At 46.3% G+C, this 17,513-nt stretch carries 13 protein-coding genes; 1 reads left to right on the plus strand and 12 read right to left on the minus strand.

Translation table 11 applies throughout. From position 1 onward, the window contains the following. Positions 1 to 16: 16 nt before the first annotated feature. From ACESLK_RS00950 to ACESLK_RS00995, 10 genes are all read right to left on the minus strand, one after another. The gene (locus tag ACESLK_RS00950) at positions 17 to 1,693 is read right to left on the minus strand and encodes a type 2 periplasmic-binding domain-containing protein (protein WP_372660811.1); all 1,677 of its coding nucleotides are present in this window, start codon (positions 1,691 to 1,693) and stop codon (positions 17 to 19) included. A gap of 110 nt (positions 1,694 to 1,803) precedes the next feature. Next, positions 1,804 to 2,703 (minus strand): carbohydrate ABC transporter permease, encoded by a 900-nt coding sequence (locus tag ACESLK_RS00955; protein ID WP_372660814.1) that lies wholly within the window; start codon positions 2,701 to 2,703, stop codon positions 1,804 to 1,806. Positions 2,704 to 2,718: 15 nt separating this feature from the next. After that, a complete protein-coding gene (locus ACESLK_RS00960; RefSeq protein WP_372661377.1) occupies positions 2,719 to 3,651 on the minus strand; it encodes an ABC transporter permease in 933 nt (310 codons plus the stop codon). A 340-nt stretch (positions 3,652 to 3,991) separates the two neighbouring features. After that, the gene (locus ACESLK_RS00965) at positions 3,992 to 4,648 is read right to left on the minus strand and encodes an FMN-dependent NADH-azoreductase (protein ID WP_372660817.1); all 657 of its coding nucleotides are present in this window, start codon (positions 4,646 to 4,648) and stop codon (positions 3,992 to 3,994) included. A 39-nt stretch (positions 4,649 to 4,687) separates the two neighbouring features. Next, complete coding sequence (locus ACESLK_RS00970; RefSeq protein ID WP_372660820.1) at positions 4,688 to 4,825, minus strand: hypothetical protein; 138 nt, start codon at positions 4,823 to 4,825, stop codon at positions 4,688 to 4,690. A gap of 529 nt (positions 4,826 to 5,354) precedes the next feature. Next, positions 5,355 to 6,983 (minus strand): extracellular solute-binding protein, encoded by a 1,629-nt coding sequence (locus ACESLK_RS00975; RefSeq protein ID WP_372660823.1) that lies wholly within the window; start codon positions 6,981 to 6,983, stop codon positions 5,355 to 5,357. A gap of 16 nt (positions 6,984 to 6,999) precedes the next feature. Continuing rightward, positions 7,000 to 9,300: a helix-turn-helix domain-containing protein gene (locus ACESLK_RS00980; RefSeq protein ID WP_372660826.1), complete on the minus strand. Its 2,301-nt coding sequence runs from the start codon at positions 9,298 to 9,300 to the stop codon at positions 7,000 to 7,002. Between the two features lie 118 nt (positions 9,301 to 9,418). Beyond that, complete coding sequence (locus tag ACESLK_RS00985; RefSeq protein ID WP_372660829.1) at positions 9,419 to 11,731, minus strand: glycoside hydrolase family 95 protein; 2,313 nt, start codon at positions 11,729 to 11,731, stop codon at positions 9,419 to 9,421. A gap of 127 nt (positions 11,732 to 11,858) precedes the next feature. Then, entirely contained in the window at positions 11,859 to 13,334 is a 1,476-nt protein-coding gene (locus tag ACESLK_RS00990) for an amidase family protein (RefSeq protein WP_372660832.1), read from the minus strand. Positions 13,335 to 13,466: 132 nt separating this feature from the next. After that, positions 13,467 to 14,021: an NADPH-dependent FMN reductase gene (locus tag ACESLK_RS00995; RefSeq protein ID WP_372660835.1), complete on the minus strand. Its 555-nt coding sequence runs from the start codon at positions 14,019 to 14,021 to the stop codon at positions 13,467 to 13,469. Positions 14,022 to 14,218: 197 nt separating this feature from the next. Between ACESLK_RS00995 and catR the strand changes: the two genes are divergently transcribed. Next, positions 14,219 to 14,557, plus strand: coding sequence for a catDE operon transcriptional regulator CatR (gene catR / locus ACESLK_RS01000; protein ID WP_372660838.1), 339 nt, complete (start codon positions 14,219 to 14,221; stop codon positions 14,555 to 14,557). Positions 14,558 to 14,740: 183 nt separating this feature from the next. Here catR and ACESLK_RS01005 read toward each other — a convergent pair whose 3' ends face one another. Next, on the minus strand, positions 14,741 to 15,793 hold the full coding sequence (locus tag ACESLK_RS01005) for an ABC transporter ATP-binding protein (protein ID WP_372660841.1): 1,053 nt from the start codon (positions 15,791 to 15,793) through the stop codon (positions 14,741 to 14,743). Next, complete coding sequence (locus ACESLK_RS01010) at positions 15,790 to 17,427, minus strand: ABC transporter permease (RefSeq protein WP_372660844.1); 1,638 nt, start codon at positions 17,425 to 17,427, stop codon at positions 15,790 to 15,792. The genes ACESLK_RS01005 and ACESLK_RS01010 overlap by 4 nt, the downstream gene beginning before the upstream one ends. Positions 17,428 to 17,513 lie beyond the last annotated feature (86 nt).

Genomic DNA, 17,513 nt, shown 5'->3' on the forward strand with positions numbered 1-17,513 from the left:
TCTTAACTCCATTCGATTACTTGGACGTTGCGTCGTAAGCCTTTTGCAGAATTTCAAGATAACGATCCAATTTCAGATCCTTCAGCCCTTTAACGTAGGCATCCCAATCCTTATTTAGATCCTTGTTGCCAGTGATGAATTGAAGCGCATTCTGTTCGATATAATTTTTGATGTTCGTCTGAAGGATGCTTGCTTCGTCTGTTTCGGCTGGATCAACCCATATGGCCCAGATCGGGAATAGCTCCTTCGGCTCATGTCCTTGGTATAACAAGGTAGCTTGGTATAATCTGCGTTCATAGTTGGCGGAATCGTAAATATCCGTACCTTGAACTGTGCTGTCTCTGTACTCCGAAGGCATGTAGAAGTGTCCCATCCCGCTCCAGCCTGCATTCCGAGGAGCTTCTCCTTCAACAGCTGGAATAGGCTTGATCTTCGGTTCAACTCCTTCACCGAGTGCAGCATCGCCCGCGGCAGGATCCTCCCAGTCAATGCCTTTCATACCTGATGCGGCATTGGTCTGTCCTTCCCACGAGTACATGTAATCAACAAGCTTGATCATGGCAATTTGGGCTTCTTTGCTTGCTTTGTTCGTTATCGCGAATTTCGCGCCTGGTGCAACGCCGCCTCCGTCATGAGTGGCTAATGACCCGTGAGGACCCTCAAGAGGTGGAACCGGATTATAATCAGCAGCACGTTGGTTTCCTTTATCGATATTAACGAAGATCGCCGGATGCATACCCGCACCTGCACCAAGAATTTGCGCATCTGCGTTCTCGCCGATTTTCTTGAACGCTTCCGCATTCTGCGTGAACGCGCCTGGATCGATCAGCCCTTCATCATACAAGGATTTAATGTAGGTTAAGCCCTCCTTCCACTCCGGCTTGATCGCAGCGGATTCAACCTTCCCGCCCGTCAGATTCAAATAATTGCGATCGTCATCATAGACGAAGCCGTTCATAAGATACGGAATTAAGCGTACTCCGAAATCCTCCGTCGAGCCGCTAAGCGGTACTTCATCAGCTTTGCCATTGCCATTCGGATCCTGTGTCTTGAAGGCTTGCAGTACTTTCTTAAACTCTTCCGGTGTCTTAGGCATTTCTAGTTTTAATTTCTGAAGCCACTTGGTGTTGAGCCACATTTTGTTCGGATAAGAACAGTGGAAGCATTGGGAATAAGCAACAAGACCGTATATATTGCCATCCGGTGCCGTGTTAAACGCTTTCAAGTCAGCATTGGATTCCATAGCCGCTTTAATATTAGGCGCATACTGATCAATAAGATCGTTTAATGGGATTAACACTCCTTGCTGACCGTATTTCAGAACGTCAGCTTGCGAGAACTGGTCGATGTAGGCCGTTAACAGATAAGCATCGGGATAATCTCCGCTGGCAAGCGAGATTTGACGTTTCTCCTTAGCTCCATCCCCTGGGATGAGCTCCCAGTCGAATTTAAGATTGAACATCTCTTCTGCATGCTTCGTGAATTTGTTCGTCGCTAGATCAATGTTTGTTTCCTGTACGGCGAACACGCTGACCTCTATCGGCTCCGAAGGCGCTTCAGATGCTGCTCCTGATGATTGCGATGCTGGCGCGCTGGAGCCTGTGTTGCTCGCCTCGTTATTATTCGAGCATGCAGCAAGCACCACGCTGGCTAATAGTACAAATGCCAATAAACTCAATAGCTTCTTTTTCATTTTTCTCGCTCCCTTTTCATTATTGAAGTTATAGCTATTCGGTTTAAGCCCTGAACGCCCTACATCTGAATCACCTCCAACAAGAATGACAAGCCTTAGACGATATCTGATCAACCTTTAACGGAGCCAACCATCATTCCCTGCACGAAGTAACGCTGTACGAATGGATAGATAATGAGCACGGGCAAGGTGGCAACCACGATCAAGGAATACTTCAGCAGCTCGGCTAACTGCTGTCTTTCTACCATTTTTAGGGCATCTGTTACTCCTCCTACACTGTTGTTCTGGATAATAATGCTCCTGAGAATCAGCTGCAACGGGAATAGATCAGCAGATTTCAGGTAAATGAGAGCATCGAAATAAGCGTTCCATTGACCTACCGCATACATCAGAACCAATACTGCGATAATGGGCATGGACAACGGGATCACTACGCTCCGCAAAAAACGGAGATCGCTGCAGCCATCAATTTCGCTGGCTTCGAACAACTCATCCGGTATGGACGATTGGAAGAACGATCGGGCGATAATAACCTGCCATACCCATATCGCATTCGGAATGAGCAGAGCCCATCTGGAATCGATCAAGCCCACTTCCTTAACGACCATATAGGTGGGTATCAGTCCCCCGCTGAACAGCAGGGTGAACGTAATGAGCATCATCAGCACATTTCGGCCAAAAAACGATCGGCGTGACAATGGATAAGCAATCATAATCGTCAAGGCTACGCTGATCATAGTTCCAGCTATCGTATAGAAGATCGAGTTTCCGTATCCCGTTACGACTTGCGGTGTATTCAGAAGAACCTCGAACCCCTTGAAGGAGATATCCACGGGCCACAACCAGACGCGGCCGGACGTTACCGCTGCAGGGCTGCTGATCGAGCTGCTTATGATGTAGATGAGCGGATATAACACAACGATTAACACCACACTTAGAACCGCGTAGATCGTAAACAGAAATATTTTATCGCCTGATGAATCTCTAATTGTACTTTTCACTGCTGCCATACGAGCTCACTCCTTCTACCAAATGCTGGTGTTCGAGAATCTTTTGGCCAAGCTGTTAACCGAAACCAATAGGACAAGATTGATAACGGAATTAAATAATCCAACCGCGGTCGCGAAGCTGTAATTGGCATTCAAGAGGCCAATATCGTAGACGTAGGTGGCGATAATCTGCGAATTAACGAGATTAAGCGGATTTTGCAGCAAATAGATTTTCTCGAAGCCTATGGCCATCACGCTGCCCACATTGAGGATAAGAACGATCATAATGGTTGGCAGAATGCCTGGCAGGTCCACATTAAGGATTTTCTGAAACCGCGATGCTCCGTCCACTTTGGCCGCTTCGTACAACGTAGGATCAATTCCCGCGAGAGCCGCCAAGTAAATGACTGCCGTGTAGCCCGCATTCTGCCAGATATCGGACCATACGTAGATCGATCGGAACATTCCCGGCTCTCCAAGGAAATTGATGGAATCTAGTCCAAAGAAGTTCAACGCGATATTTACGAAGCCGAGTCTTGGAGCTAGAAAAAGCATAATGATCGATACCATGACGACGGTTGAGATAAAGTAAGGCGCGAAGGATACCAATTGTACTAGCCGCTTGAAGCGGCCGCTGCGCACCTCGTTAAGCATCAACGCAAGCAGAATCGGAATAGGAAAGCCTGCCAGCAGGAGATACCCGCTAATATAGATCGTGTTCTTGACCAGAGGCCAGAACATCGGATTATCGAAGAATAGATGAAAGTATTTAAGACCCACCCAAGGGCTTCCCCATATGCCTTTAATGACGTTGTAATCTTTGAAGGCAAGCACCGTATTCAACATCGGATAATACTTAAAAATTAGAAAAAACAGCAGCGGCGGAAAAACGATAAGATAGAGCTGCCAATGCTTCTTCAAGCTTCTCTTCGCCTCAAATGCGAATACTCGCTTGTTCTTATGCGCCATCGATTTATGGCTCAACACCAATTCCTTCTCCAGAACAATCCCCCCTAAGTTGCTCGCCACCGATGGATGATAGCGCTTTCTATACGACTGATCATAGTAGATTTTACTAGCTGTCCGGAAGGTACATTTGGGTAGTTTTGCGTACAGCTCTCCTGATTTCGAGGGGGGCAATTTCCCGTAAGACCGTACGGTATTCCGACGGATAGCGCCACAAAAGAAAAGAGGCTGTCCCCTGTAATTGATCTTAGGGAACAGCCTTTATGACGCTGCGAGCGTGGGAGTGGTGGGAAAGAAAAGATCGAGGCCTAGTTCCTGCAGTAACAGGCCTCGAATCCATCGACTAAACCTTCACGAGATCATTGGCGAATGATTTCGCCATTTCCTTCGCACTCGCGATTGCTTGCTGCTTAATGTTCTCCGCTTTATCGGGCATCTGGGAAAAGCCTTCAGCGATAACCGAATACATATCGGTAATTCCAACGAAATTGAATATCGTTTGAATGTAGCGATCCCCGAATTCCATCTCTTTGGCCGGTCCTTCGGAATAAACCCCGCCCCGAGCCTGAATATGCAGCGCTTTTTTGCCTTTCATCAAGCCTTCCGGCCCCGCCGCCGAATAACGGAACGTCTTGCCGGCAATGCAGATGTTGTCGATATACGCTTTAGCTACAGGGGGAATACTGAAATTCCACAGAGGCGTTACGAATACGTATTTGTCAGCTGCTATAAATTGATCGGTCAACTGATTAATTCTGGAAACCTTATCCTTCTCTTCCGCAGATAATTCATCGAACGCTTTACCCTGCTGAAGTTTTCCCCAACCGTTGAACACATCGGTGTCGATTTGAGGTACATTCATTTTGTACAAATCGAGCTCCACGATTTGATCATTTGGTTTTTCAGAACGGTAGGCGTCCAGAAACGCTTTCCCAATCGAAAGGCTGACAGACTGCTCGATTACTTTGGGATTTGCCGTAATATAAAGCAAAGTGGCCATATTGTTATCACCTTTCACTTGCTGATTTTAATTCTAATCCTAATTTCCGTCATCCGGAAAAACATCCATCCCATAAGTAAAGAGATACTCTGCGGATTTCGCTTCCTCGCTCTGATTGTCCGCAATTTCAGCAGAAACAACGTCATCCAGCGGGATATCCTTGCCGTAACTGAACATGCCAATCCTCCCTCCAAGCTTTCTGTTTTTCCTCTATGATGTTGTCCATGGCTTCCAGGAATTATTCGACTTTTCCATTGTTTATGGAGATCTTTTGCGGTTTGCAATCCGTGCCGAGAAGCTTTAGGGAGTTCTAAAGAAAAAACGATTCATCCCTGTCATTCGGGAAGAATCGTTTCGTCTCCATCATTCTGTTTCTCCGTTGCTGCTATACTCGGAGAATTCGTAAGTGTCGTTAACTCAAACTGTATTTACTACAGGGACTATTCGCGTATAGAGACAATCGAGCCTCACAACCTGTAAAAACTACAGTTACTTTCAACCCTATTAGAGCAAATGGGGATTTTTGAGCCAAAATTCATGTACAGAATGCAGGTGGATGAGCATAAAAAATGAAATAGCCGAGATCTAACTGTACTAAATGCAGGTTAGAGTCGACTGAGCGAACGAAATCGCAACAATGACAGATGTATACGTTTGTTTCATGCAATCTTCAGCAGCAGCCAGGTTAAAATCTTGCGGTTACTCATTACTTCCTATATGAAGTATCATAAGCCTTCTGCATAATCTCCAGATACCTGTCCATTTGCATGTTATCCAGCCCTTTGACATAAGTATCCCATTCCTCGTTCAAATCCTTATTTCCCGTAATGAATTGGATCGTATTCTGATCCACATAATTTCTGATATTCGTTTGCAGGATGCCCGCCTCGTCTGCTTCGTCCGCATCAATCCATACAGCCCAGACCGGGAATAGCTCCTTCGGTTGTTTGCTTTCATACAATTGGGTCGCCTCATAAAGTCTACGTTCATAACCGTCAGGTGCATAGATATCCAAGCCTTGAACCCAACTATCCCTGTATTCCTTGGGCATGTAGAAGTGGCCCATTCCTCCCCAGCCCGAATTGTTAGGTTTGTCTCCCTCCTTGAAGGGTATTCTCATAAACGCCGGGGTGACATCATTGCCTAGCGCCTTCTCCCCTTCAATCGGCCTTCTCCATTCCACGCCTTCCTTGCCTACCTCAGCAAAGGCTTGTCCATCCGGCGTAAACATATAATCGACCATTTTAATTAATGCAATCTGAGCGTCCTTGCTCGCTTTGTTGGTAATAACGAATTTCGCGCCTGGTACCGCACCGTTCTCATGATATACCGCAAAAGAGGAATGCGGACCTGTTAGCGGCGGCAACGGGTTATAATCGCCTCCCCGTTTATTATCCGGACCGGTGTCTACGAAGATAGCAGGATGCATTCCCGCTCCCGCTCCTAAGATCTGCGCTTCAGCATTCTCGCCCATTTTCTTAAAGGTATCGGCGTTCTGAGTGAATGCTCCTGGATCAATCAAACCCTCATCGAACAGGGACTTGATATAAGCTAAGCCTTCCCGCCATTGTAGCTTGTTCGCTGCCGTATCCACTTTCCCGTTGCTCATGATAAGGAAATTCCTGTCGTCATTGTAGATAAATCCGTTCATTAGATAGGGGATTACGTGCACTCCGAAATTTTCTGTAGACCCGCTGAGCGGCACTTCATCAGCTATGCCGTTGCCATTCGGATCCTGATGCTTGAACGCTTCCAGTACCTTCTTGAAATCCTCCGTCGTCCTCGGCATTTCAAGCTTCAATTGCTTAAGCCATTTGGTGTTCAGCCATAGCTTGTTTGGATAATAGCAATGGAAGCATCCGCTGTAGCCGACGAGTCCGTAGATATTACCGTCTGGAGCGGTGTTGATAGCTCTTAGAGATGCATCGTTAATTATTGCCGCTTTGACATGGGGAGCATATTGATCGATTAAATCATTTAATGGGATAAAAACTCCCTGCTTTCCATACCGAAGGACATCCGCCTGCGAGAACTGATCTATATAGGACGTCAGAATGTAAGCATCGGCGTAATTACCGCTGGCTAGAGATATTTGACGCTTTTCTTTTGCTCCATCGTAAGGAACAATATCCCAATTAAAGAAAACGTTAAATTTCCCCTCGAGGAACTTAGTGAAGTCGTTCGTTCTCAGATTCTGCGTCGCAGCCTGCTGCGCAAAGATGTTGATTTCTATCGAATCAAGCTGCGCGGGCCGCGCTTCTGGTGACTTAGAGCATGATATTAGAATAAGATTGAATACTAGAATTATGTAGAGAAAGCTTACTCTCTGTTTCATCGTACTCCTCTCCTTTTCATTCCTGCGCGGATTGTCTGTAGGAGCTCGGGGATATTCCAGTTACCCGCTTAAAAGCTCTTCTGAAGGAGTGTGAGCTATTATAGCCGACAAGCGAGGCGATATCGTCCACTGTGTATTCGTTTTTCCTTAACAATTGCTCAGCCTGATCCATTCTTATCTTCTCCAGATGATCCGATAAATTGATTCCAGTCACTTCCTTGAACAATTGGGAAATGTATTTCTCCGGTCTCTCCACCTGCTCAGCCACTCGGTACAAGGTTAGCTCAGAATCCGAATAGTTTTCGCGTATATACTGCTTGATCTGCTCTACCGTACGAGTATGGCTATCGTTCTTCTTGCTTGTAATGATACCGCATAACACAACCATAATCTCATTGATTTCTGCTTGAATAGATTCGATCGTTTCCGTTGCTTGGATATCAATCGTTCGGTTTTTGACGCTTTCGAACAAATCGGACTCCATAAATGCTTTCTGATCGAGTAATTTCAGAATCGTCCCCTTCAGTTCCCCGATTAGCTGGTGCTTCATCTCTATGGACAGCTCTCGCTGATCGATGTTTTGCGTGATTATGGATTGGACGATCCGTTTGGCTTCTTCGATTTCACCCGCTCTGACGGTACTGATCAAGCGCAGCTCGATATCTAGCGGATAATAATAGGTGGCGCTTTCCAGTAAGGTCTCGCTATACCATGAAATCCCCTTTTTACTCATATGAACGGCATATTCCAGCGCTTGCTTCGCTTGCTCGAAGGAATGGCTGACTTCCGCTTCCGATGTGAAACGGTCGCCTACCGCCGCTGTGATAGAAATTCTATATTCATTAAATACGAGCTGAGAAAGATTATTCAGTACATTACCGATTTCCTCTCTGCCGAAATCGCTTGCCATATCCGCTTCCTTGGTCGCGAATAGGATGACAATCTTATCCGAACCGCTATCCGTCATAGGAATGTAGCTTCCCCAATCTAGCAACGCCTGCTTCAGAATCAGCCGTGCTGCATTCAGCTCGTTCAGAATATCTACGCTGTCCATTCCGGAATAACCGTTAATTTGCAGGATTGCTGCGTATCCAGCTTTACTTGTCAGGCCGGCATTGGCCTGCGAGGCGGCGGCTATGATTTCTTCCCGTGATTGGAACTCCCCCGCGATTAGCCGCTTCAGAAAAGCATCTCTTATTAACGGACGCTGGCGGTGAAGCTCAGCTTCGAGTCTCGTATTGTTGGTAATCATCTCAGAGATGTTACCTTGCAGGAAGTCATATTCGTTTCTTCCTGCACTGCCTTCATTGCCGAACTGCTCCTTCATTACGCTTAGCAGCCTGTTGATGGGAACGCTGTTCCGATAAGAGAGCAAGAGACCGACTAACAATCCAATCAGTATAGCAATACCTGTCACGGTCCAGGTAATATATTTGATTTTATTCGCGTTTTCTAGCAAGACATGCCTTGGAATACCCGCTCTGTATACCCAGTCATTCGTGCCGGAACGGATGGTAATAACCAAATCCTCCTCGTAAAACTGACTAACCTTTTCCCTATCGAAGCGTGTGTCGGACGATAATTTCCCAACGTCTTCTTCGGCGATTCCCTGTAAAGCGATGGTGTGACCCTGAGCATCACTAATATGTGCCCAGCCGCCATACCGATCCGTAATACCTGATAGCAGACTTGAAATTGTTTTTTTATCGATAATTACGACCACAATAGCAGGCGATGAACCATTAAAGCTGTCGAGCGGAAGAGATTGCATATAGGTAATAGCAGACGTTTGCGTATTCTTATTCTTGAACGGACTGAGCGGCATAATCTCGCTTCTATGCGTTTTCCCTAGAATGGATTCCTTCCACTCCTCTAGGGAGAGATCGTTGTAATGGTAGCTCTCATAGTAATGCTCAGGGCGAAAATAAGCAGATCCCGGCGTCAGTATAACATTATAATTACTCAGATAAATGAAGAAATGCTGCAGAAAATCATTCGTCTGGCCGAAGGTTAGGACGTTCCTCATCATTTTCCAAATCCCGAACACATTAGCCTTCTCGTCAGAGCTCTTCTCGCTCATCAGAATATTCAAGTCTTGGTTGATTGCGAGCTGCCTTGTAAAGCCTTCTACCTCTGCCATCCGGCGTTCCAGAATTTCCTTGCTCTTCTGAAGCTGGGTAACGCTATTCTCAATCGAAACGGATTGTGTTACGGAAATCGAAGTACGGTAGGACATATATCCAGCGATGCTCGGAATGATTAGAATGACGATATAAGAGATCAGAAATCTTCTGAATACCCTAGAGTACCTAGGCACAAGCTTTTCCCCCTTTCCGGTTGAGAGCGTTACCAATTAAAGCTGCAACACTATTATGAGCCCGCTCTAAAATGAAAAGCAACTACCGATAAGAGACTTACCGTAGTTGCTTATTTTTCTATTCGTTTTGTATGCGCAAATGCTTATCTATTCTATAGACACCGCTAGGCTCCAGTGTCATTGAGACGGTGCGGTCTCGGTATCGAAGTACTGTTCCTCCTGATGAGAATGCTTTAATTGTCGCTTGAACCAGCTCTCCGTACTCCCAGATCAAGTCGATCTCCGCATTTCCCTTGACTCTTAATCCCTTCACCTTGCCCGTATGCCATTGCTCCGGAAGTGCAGGAAGTAAATCAATCGCTCCGGCATGGCTCTGTAAGAGCATTTCCGCTATTGCAGCAGTTCCGCCGAAGTTACCATCAATCACGAATATATTCGTCTGGGCTCCGGCAATTCCTGCCTTGGAATACGTGAGTAGATTATCGAAGCACAATCGCCCGATCAAATAAGTCAATTGCTTATGCGCATTCTCGCCGTCTCGCAATCTAGCGAAGCATGCTGCGATGGCAGCCAGCGTGAATTCCACGTCCTCAAGCGTTTCGCGGCTCATACGGTACTCTAGCGTCTTCCTCGCGGCTGCGCTTAATTCGGGCGTTCCATCCACTGTCACTTGATTTCCGGGATATAGGCTGAATAGATGGGAGAGGTGCCGATGATCAGGCTGTGCTTCCCCATAATCCTCGAGCCACTCCTGCAATTGTCCCCTCTTCCCAACCTGCAAAGGAGGCAAGAGGGCAATAGCCCTCTTCAATCGCTCCTGAAGATCAGCATCCGTATCCAGCAGCTCTGCCGATTTCAAGCAGAACTCGAACAGGTCGCGGACTAACACTTGATCCATGGTCGGGCCCATCGACAGATGGTGCTCACCTTCCTTGCCTCCCATTGGGTAAAAGCTGTTCTCCGGTGAATTGGAAGGTCCGGTAACCAACCAGCCATACTTGGGATGCACCGTCATGTAGTCCAGGTAAAAGACTACCGCTTCCTTCATAACGGGGTATGCCATCTCCTTCAAAAACTCATGGCTCAAGCCGAATTCATAATGCTCGCGAAGGTGAGTGGCCAACCATAAGCCTCCCGTTACGTTTAGTCCCCATGAGGTTTCCCAGCCGGGAGATGCAAATCCCCAAGCATTGGTGAATACGTGCGCTACCCAGCCCTCGCAGCCATAAAAGGATTGCGCAGCCGACCTGCCAGCGACCGACAGCCTTTCAATGAATCTCATCAGAGGAAGATGACATTCTGCCAGATTGCTGGCTTCCGTCGGGTAATAATTCATCTGTGTATTGATATCCAGATGGTAATCGCAGCTCCATTGCATCCGGTTAGCTTCCCCGTCATTCCAGATCCCCTGCAGATGCATAGGCAATGGCGAATCCGAACGCGATCCGGAAATCGTCAAATATCGTCCATACTGGTAGAACAAAGCGAATAGCTGCGGGTCATTAATTTTGCCATCCATTAGAAGCTTAATTCTTTCATCTGTTGGGAGGCTCTCTAGGCTTGATTCGCCAAGCTCGAGACTCACTCGGGAGTACAGCTGGCGATAATCGGTGATGTGATCTTCTTTGATTCGTACATATCCTTTGGAAATGGCTTTCTCCATTTGTATGAGGCACTCTTGAGACCATGACTCATCGCTTCTTCCGTAATCGGTCGCAGCCGAGAAGTAGATCCAAGCTTCATCCGCATTTTTTAACACCACATTTCCATCTGCGTTTACTATCGTTCCTCCCTTGGCAACGACTTTAACGATTCCTGTGCTGATGACACCGCAGCTACCATCGCTATGCATCGTTTCCGTGGCTTTCCCCGTGAATAGAATCGTCCCTTCCTCGGGGAGAGAGGTTATGAAATCTCCTGACTTGTTATCCATTTCGAGCGTGAACGATATTCCACTTGCCTGTTCACTCCACAGATGCGATGCCATAATTCCATCTACGTGAGAAGTGAATGCTTCCCGCTTGTAACTATTCCCATTTGATTGGTAAGTAATTGCAGCTATGGCGTTATCCAAATTCAGCTCTCTGCGGAGGTTCTCGCCATGATTATCGAAACGCAGAATGAGATCACACAGCGGCAGGTTGGTGCCGAAGTTTCGCTTTTTAGGCTGTAATGCAAGCTTCGCCAGCTCTTCACCCTGTTTATAGTTCCCTTCGAAGAAATGCTTTCTCATTTCCTCGATATCTGATTTGTCATTTGAATAGTTATCCAGGCTCTCTTCCTGTCCGGACCAATAAGTAATTTCCGTCATGCTCCAAATCTCTTTCTCTATTCCCCCGTGAATAACGGCGCCCAATCTTCCGTTTCCAATAGGCAGCCCTTGCGACCAGCCAAGTGCTGGACGAGAATACCAAAGCTTCAAACCATTCATGCTGCACCATCCCGTATTCTTATTGCATTGTTAACGCTTTCCTTATCGAAAGATTAACGAGAATACGGGAAGCCGTAAAGGTACAATTGCGGTTCATAGCGTACGATTCTCCCCCTATTATCTACAACTAATCAAGCTGCGGAGGATAACGGTGGTGTGCGGCTTGCTCGAATCCATATGCGATTTTTATCAACATGGGTTCACTAAAAGCTCTTCCCGAGAAGACGACTCCAAAAGGACCTTTTGTAGAATCTCCATCAGAGTCAATCACTCCTTGTGGGGAATAACCTGCCGGAACAGAAATCAGAGGGTAGCCCAATCGCGCAGCAATATACATGCCATCCACATCTCCGGGCAGCATTAATGCGTCCAACTCATATTTATCTAATACATAATCAATTCCATGCTTAAGCGGCAGCTCCATATATTCCCGTTTCTTTTGCAGATAGGCTTGCTCATCAAGCTGCGTTTCTTCCGATCTTATTAGCGTGTCTTGCCCATATTTTAATGCTGCATCCGCATTTAATTCATTGTAATCAATAAGCTCCTTCAGAGAGTGAATCGGTACGGAAGCTGCTAATTGGGATAAATAATGATTCAAATCCCTCTTGAATTCATAAGTAATGACTTCGTTATTCCAGCTTTGCTGCTCTACGTGAAGAGTAATGGGGTCTATTATTGTTGTACCTTCATTTTTCAAAGTCGCAATGGCAGCCTCCATTATTGAAAGTCTTCCCTCGTCCAAATGCTTATAATAATGCCGCGGAATTCCTATTCTTGCATGGCGTAAAAAGCTTGCATCCAGAAAAGGGGTGTAGTCTTGAAAAGATTTATTTTCGCTCGCTAGCGTTGCCTTATCCTTGTCGTCAACTCCAATTAGTGCCCCCAAGATAATCGCAGCATCCGATACCGTTCTTGCTAGGGGTCCAGGGGTGTCCTGGCTGCTAGATATTGGTATTATGCCAGCTCGGCTAACTAATCCAACAGTGGGTTTGATTCCAACCAGAAAATTCTGGCTAGCAGGTCCAACAATGGATCCCGCCGTTTCTGTTCCGATCGCTGCTGCTCCCAAATTAGCCGCTATTGCCGCTGCAGGTCCCGAACTAGAACCGCTAATGAATAACTCACCCGCGCCATATGGATTTAGTACAAGCCCTCCTCTGGAGCTGTACCCCGCCGGCATCGTACTCGACATAAAATTAGACCATTCCGTCATATTTGCCTTGCCTAGTATAACAGCGCCTGCAGCTCGGAGATTCGAGGCTACGAATGAATCTATCGCCGCGAATGAGTCAGCTAAAGCAATAGAACCAGCACTCGTGTGCATTCTATCCTGTGTATCAATATTATCCTTCAACAGTATAGGAATACCGTGCAGAATTCCTCGACTGCCTTTTACTCGACGCTCCATGTCTAAAGCTCCGGCTATTTGTAATGCATCTGGATTTATTTCTAAAATGGAATTGATTCTCGTATCGTACTTATGTATTCGATCTAAGTATTGTTGGACGAGTTCTTCTGAGGTTATAGTGCCTGCCTCCATAGCTGTCTGCATACTCGTAATATCTGCTTCAACAATCCATTCCTGCAAATTAATATTCATGTAAACACTTCCTTATCCTATCTGACCTTTGTCTATTATAGCTTCTACGTATATTGTGTGGGCAAAAAAATAAGGAAGCCACCCCTCACACGGGCAGCTCCCTAGACTATTTAACGATATTAACTTCTCATGTTATCTCAAGCTCTTTAATGCTCCGGTCCAGGCGACAACTTGGTCAAGCATTGCATTTACTGACGCCTCTTGATGCGCACCGGGCTTGAAGACGCTGTAATTCTCGAAATCGGTAAAAAGGGAAAGTGCGACTTGATTGCGTACGTCGGCAATTTGGAGCTCACCCACTATAAGTCTTAGATTTTCCACTGCTCGGGAACCGCCAAGGCTGCCGTAACCAACAAAACCTGCGGCCTTATTATTCCATTCCTTAAATATGAAGTCAATTGCATTCTTTAGTGCCCCGGATGTTGCATGATTGTACTCTGGAGTCACAAATACAAAACCGTCTAAGGAATCGATCTTAGCTGCCCAAGCTAGAGTATGCGGTTTTGAATACTGCCCCATTGAAGCTGGAACCGGCTCGTCAAGCAGCGGCAAGTTGAAGTCTGCGATATCTACCAGCTCGAATTCAGCATCACTGCGTTTGCTCGCGATTTCGTGTACCCACTTGGCAACAGCTTCACCATTGCGACCTGGACGTGTGCTGCCAATAATTATACCAATTTTGTTCATAATTTTTTCCTCCTCGACCTCATTTTGTGCATTCTTAATTAGTATGACTTGTTTGCCGATTTATTATTCGATTTAACCCTTCAAAACCTCTGCTATGGTGTACTTAACCGTTGTATATGTATTTCCAATCAACTTTACTAACATTGTTTATTCTATTTATCGAAGCTATAATTATATGACATGAAAGGGTGATAGCGATGGAACAACCGCAAATGTGCCCACGCTTCGAGAAGGCAATGGAACTGTTAAGCAAACGATGGATTGCATTAATCGTCTTTCAGCTGCTTTCTGGTAAACGGCGTTTTAGTGAGATTGATAATTCGTTGCCGAACTTAAGCGGAAAGGTTCTTTCAGAACGCTTAAAGGAGTTAGAGATAGAAGGGCTTATTAAACGCGATGTTTATCCGGATATACCTGTACGAATTGAGTATTCCTTAACGGAGAAAGGCCTTGCTCTTTCACCTCTGTTCACCGATATAGCGAAATGGGCTACTGAATGGATCCCGGTTTCTGAAGGCTCAACTGCAAAAAATTAGAACGCCATAGCGGCGTTCTCAGATCGTCGAGAAACCCCGTCTATTAAAGACGTAGGGGTTTCTCTTCATTTTTGAAGGAGCTGTCCTAAAAGGTTCTAGGTTCACTAAATGACAAAAATGTCCTATCAAGAATCCTATTCGCTACTCAAACCATGATTCGTTGAAAATGGATCCCCTCGGGTTTCATGCATACTGCAGCTCTAGAACCGGTATATTCACCGTCACTTTATCATTCAGCTTATAAAGTACGGGGGAGATGACCTCCCACTGCTGTCCAGCGGCAATAATATCATAATTGAATTCCTTCCCCTGAAACTGAACGTTGGCAACTTCGCCAACCAGCCCGTCTGCCTGCGCGGAACCCAACTGTAATTGGTCCGGCCTAACTGGATAAAGACCGTTAGATTTGAAGTAGTGAGCTATATCCCTTCCGTGCCACTGAATGGAGGAATTGGCGCCGTCTGGTATAAAATAATCTTTGTCCCATCGGCCGCGAATTAGATTGGCTTTAGATACGAATTGAGCTACGAATTCGGTTTGAGGCTGTAGATAAATTTCCTGCGGTGAGCCGACTTGTTCAATCTGTCCGTCCTTCATGACGACGATCCGGTCTGCCATAGACAATGCCTCGCCTTGATCATGAGTGACATATACGATTGCTGACCCCGTTTCCCTGTGAACGGATTGAATCTCTCGGCGCATATTCATACGCAGAATGGCATCTAGACTGCTTAAAGGCTCATCCATAAGGAGAAGCGAAGGTTCGGACGCAATCGCTCTTGCGATGGCGACCCGCTGCTTCTGACCGCCGGATAACTCATGCGGCATACGTTTCGCGAGTTGCGACAAGCCGACAAGCTCCAGCACTTGCTCGATACGGACCGATTCATTGTCACGGATGACCTTAGGGGTCATCTTGTGCGTCCGAATGGGAAACCGTACATGCTCATATACATTCATATGAGGCCATAAGGCAAAGTGTTGAAATACCATTCCGATCCGTCTCTTCTCAGGCGGAACTATGAAGTCGGAGGCGGCGACCACGGAACCATCCATGAGAATCTCACCGGATGAGGGTTGTTCAAAGCCCGCAAGCATGCGCAGCAAGGTCGTCTTTCCACAACCGGATGGACCAAGGATGGCGATGAATTCCCCATCCGTTATGCTCAAACTGACAGATTTCAACGCTTTGAAATGACCAAATGTTTTACTGACTTCGTTTAGTTGAATACTCATGACTTTCCCCCTTGGCGGAAAGAGAATTTGTGCACCAGTTGAAATAATCCTGCACCGATAAAGATCAATAGAACGATAAAGCTGGATAATGCTGTTGAATAAAGCGAGTTCCCCGCCTGTTCGAAACCAAATATCGTAACGCCAATCGTCTGTGACCCGGAGGAATACAGAAGCGCTGATACAGTCAGTTCCGTCAGTGCTGTTAAGAAGACAAGCAAAGCTCCGCCAAGAAGACCGGGGAGGAGCAGCGGCAGCAAAATGGCTCTCCATTTTCTCCATGGACCTGCACCGGAAATTCGGGCGGCTTCTTCCATTGAAGCATCGACTTGCATGAACGCTGTAACGCTTGCTCTAATTTGAAGAATCAAGAAACGACAAATATACGCAATAAACAAAATCGTAGTCGTTCCATAGATACCAGGATTCCAGCCCGGTATAGGTTCCATCCAAACTAGAATCATCGATAATGCAAACACAATTCCGGGAAGCGTATAGGGTATGGATATGGCTAGCTCAGCTAGTCTGTTAAGCTTAGATGGTCTTCGCACCCGGAAATAAGCAAATAACGAACCGATGACTAAGCATACAAATAATGTGGTTAGAGACAGGACTAGACTGTTCTTGATCGATTGCCAAATCGTCGGATTCTCAAAAAGAATATATCGATAGTTATCAAACGTCAGATTAACCCAGCTTAGCTTACCGCCGTAGGATTTTCTCAGCGAGAGAGAGACCATGGCGAACAAAGGTACGATCGTTATAAAGATAAGGCCGCCCCAAATCATCATGCTGATCCATAAGAGATGCCGCCCTAACGAGTAGCGAGTCTGGTCATCTATACGTGCCGTTTCCGAAGTTTTGCTCTTGCGGATGGAAAGCCACTGCAGCATCGTTCCCACAATCGCAATGATGCCTAATAGCACCGAAATCGAAGCCCCGCGTGCAAAGGCAGAGGGACCATAACCAATAATTTCTTCATATATCAGCGTACTCAGTACACTGATATTAACCGGTGTACCCAAGAAGGCGGGAATGCCGAAATTGTCCAGTGAAGCCAGGAATACAATCAATCCCCCTGCCGTAATACCAGGCAGTGCAAGCGGGAACGTCACTTGAGAAATTGTCTTGATCCTCCCGGCTCCGCCGGTCCTAGCGGCCCATTCCAAATCGCGGGGGATCTTCTTTAGTACATTCAGGGTAAACATATAGACAAGAGGGAAGTGGTGTATTCCCATTACAAATATAATGCCGCCAACACTATACATACTCCAAGGCTTTGCCGCCGGGTTGAACATCTGTAAGAAGCTGGCCATGAAGCCTTGCGAACTCATGAAGGAAGACCAAGACAAGGTAAGCACATAAGATGGAAGTACAAAAGATAACAGAATGAGCAGATGCAGCGGCTTCTTATGTTTTAAATCCGTATAAGCCATAAACCAAGCCGCTATTACGCCGAGCACCATGGAAAGGCCAGTTGAACCAAGTACGATCACGAAGGTATGTCGAAGAACTTTCCAAAACCGTCCTTGATTGAGCAACTCGGTGTAATAACGGAGTGTAAAGCCTTGCTCCCCTGCTATGCTGAGAAAAAGAAGCTTAGCTACAGGAAGAACAAAGAAAAATAATGTTGCCACGATACCTAGCAAGAAGAATCCTTTTATGCCTAAAGAGGAAACAGAGAGAAGAGAGCGGGGGAAACCCCCGTCCCTCTTCCTCACCT

It is taken from the genome of Cohnella sp. (assembly GCF_041640265.1).
Classification (GTDB): domain Bacteria; phylum Bacillota; class Bacilli; order Paenibacillales; family Paenibacillaceae; genus Cohnella.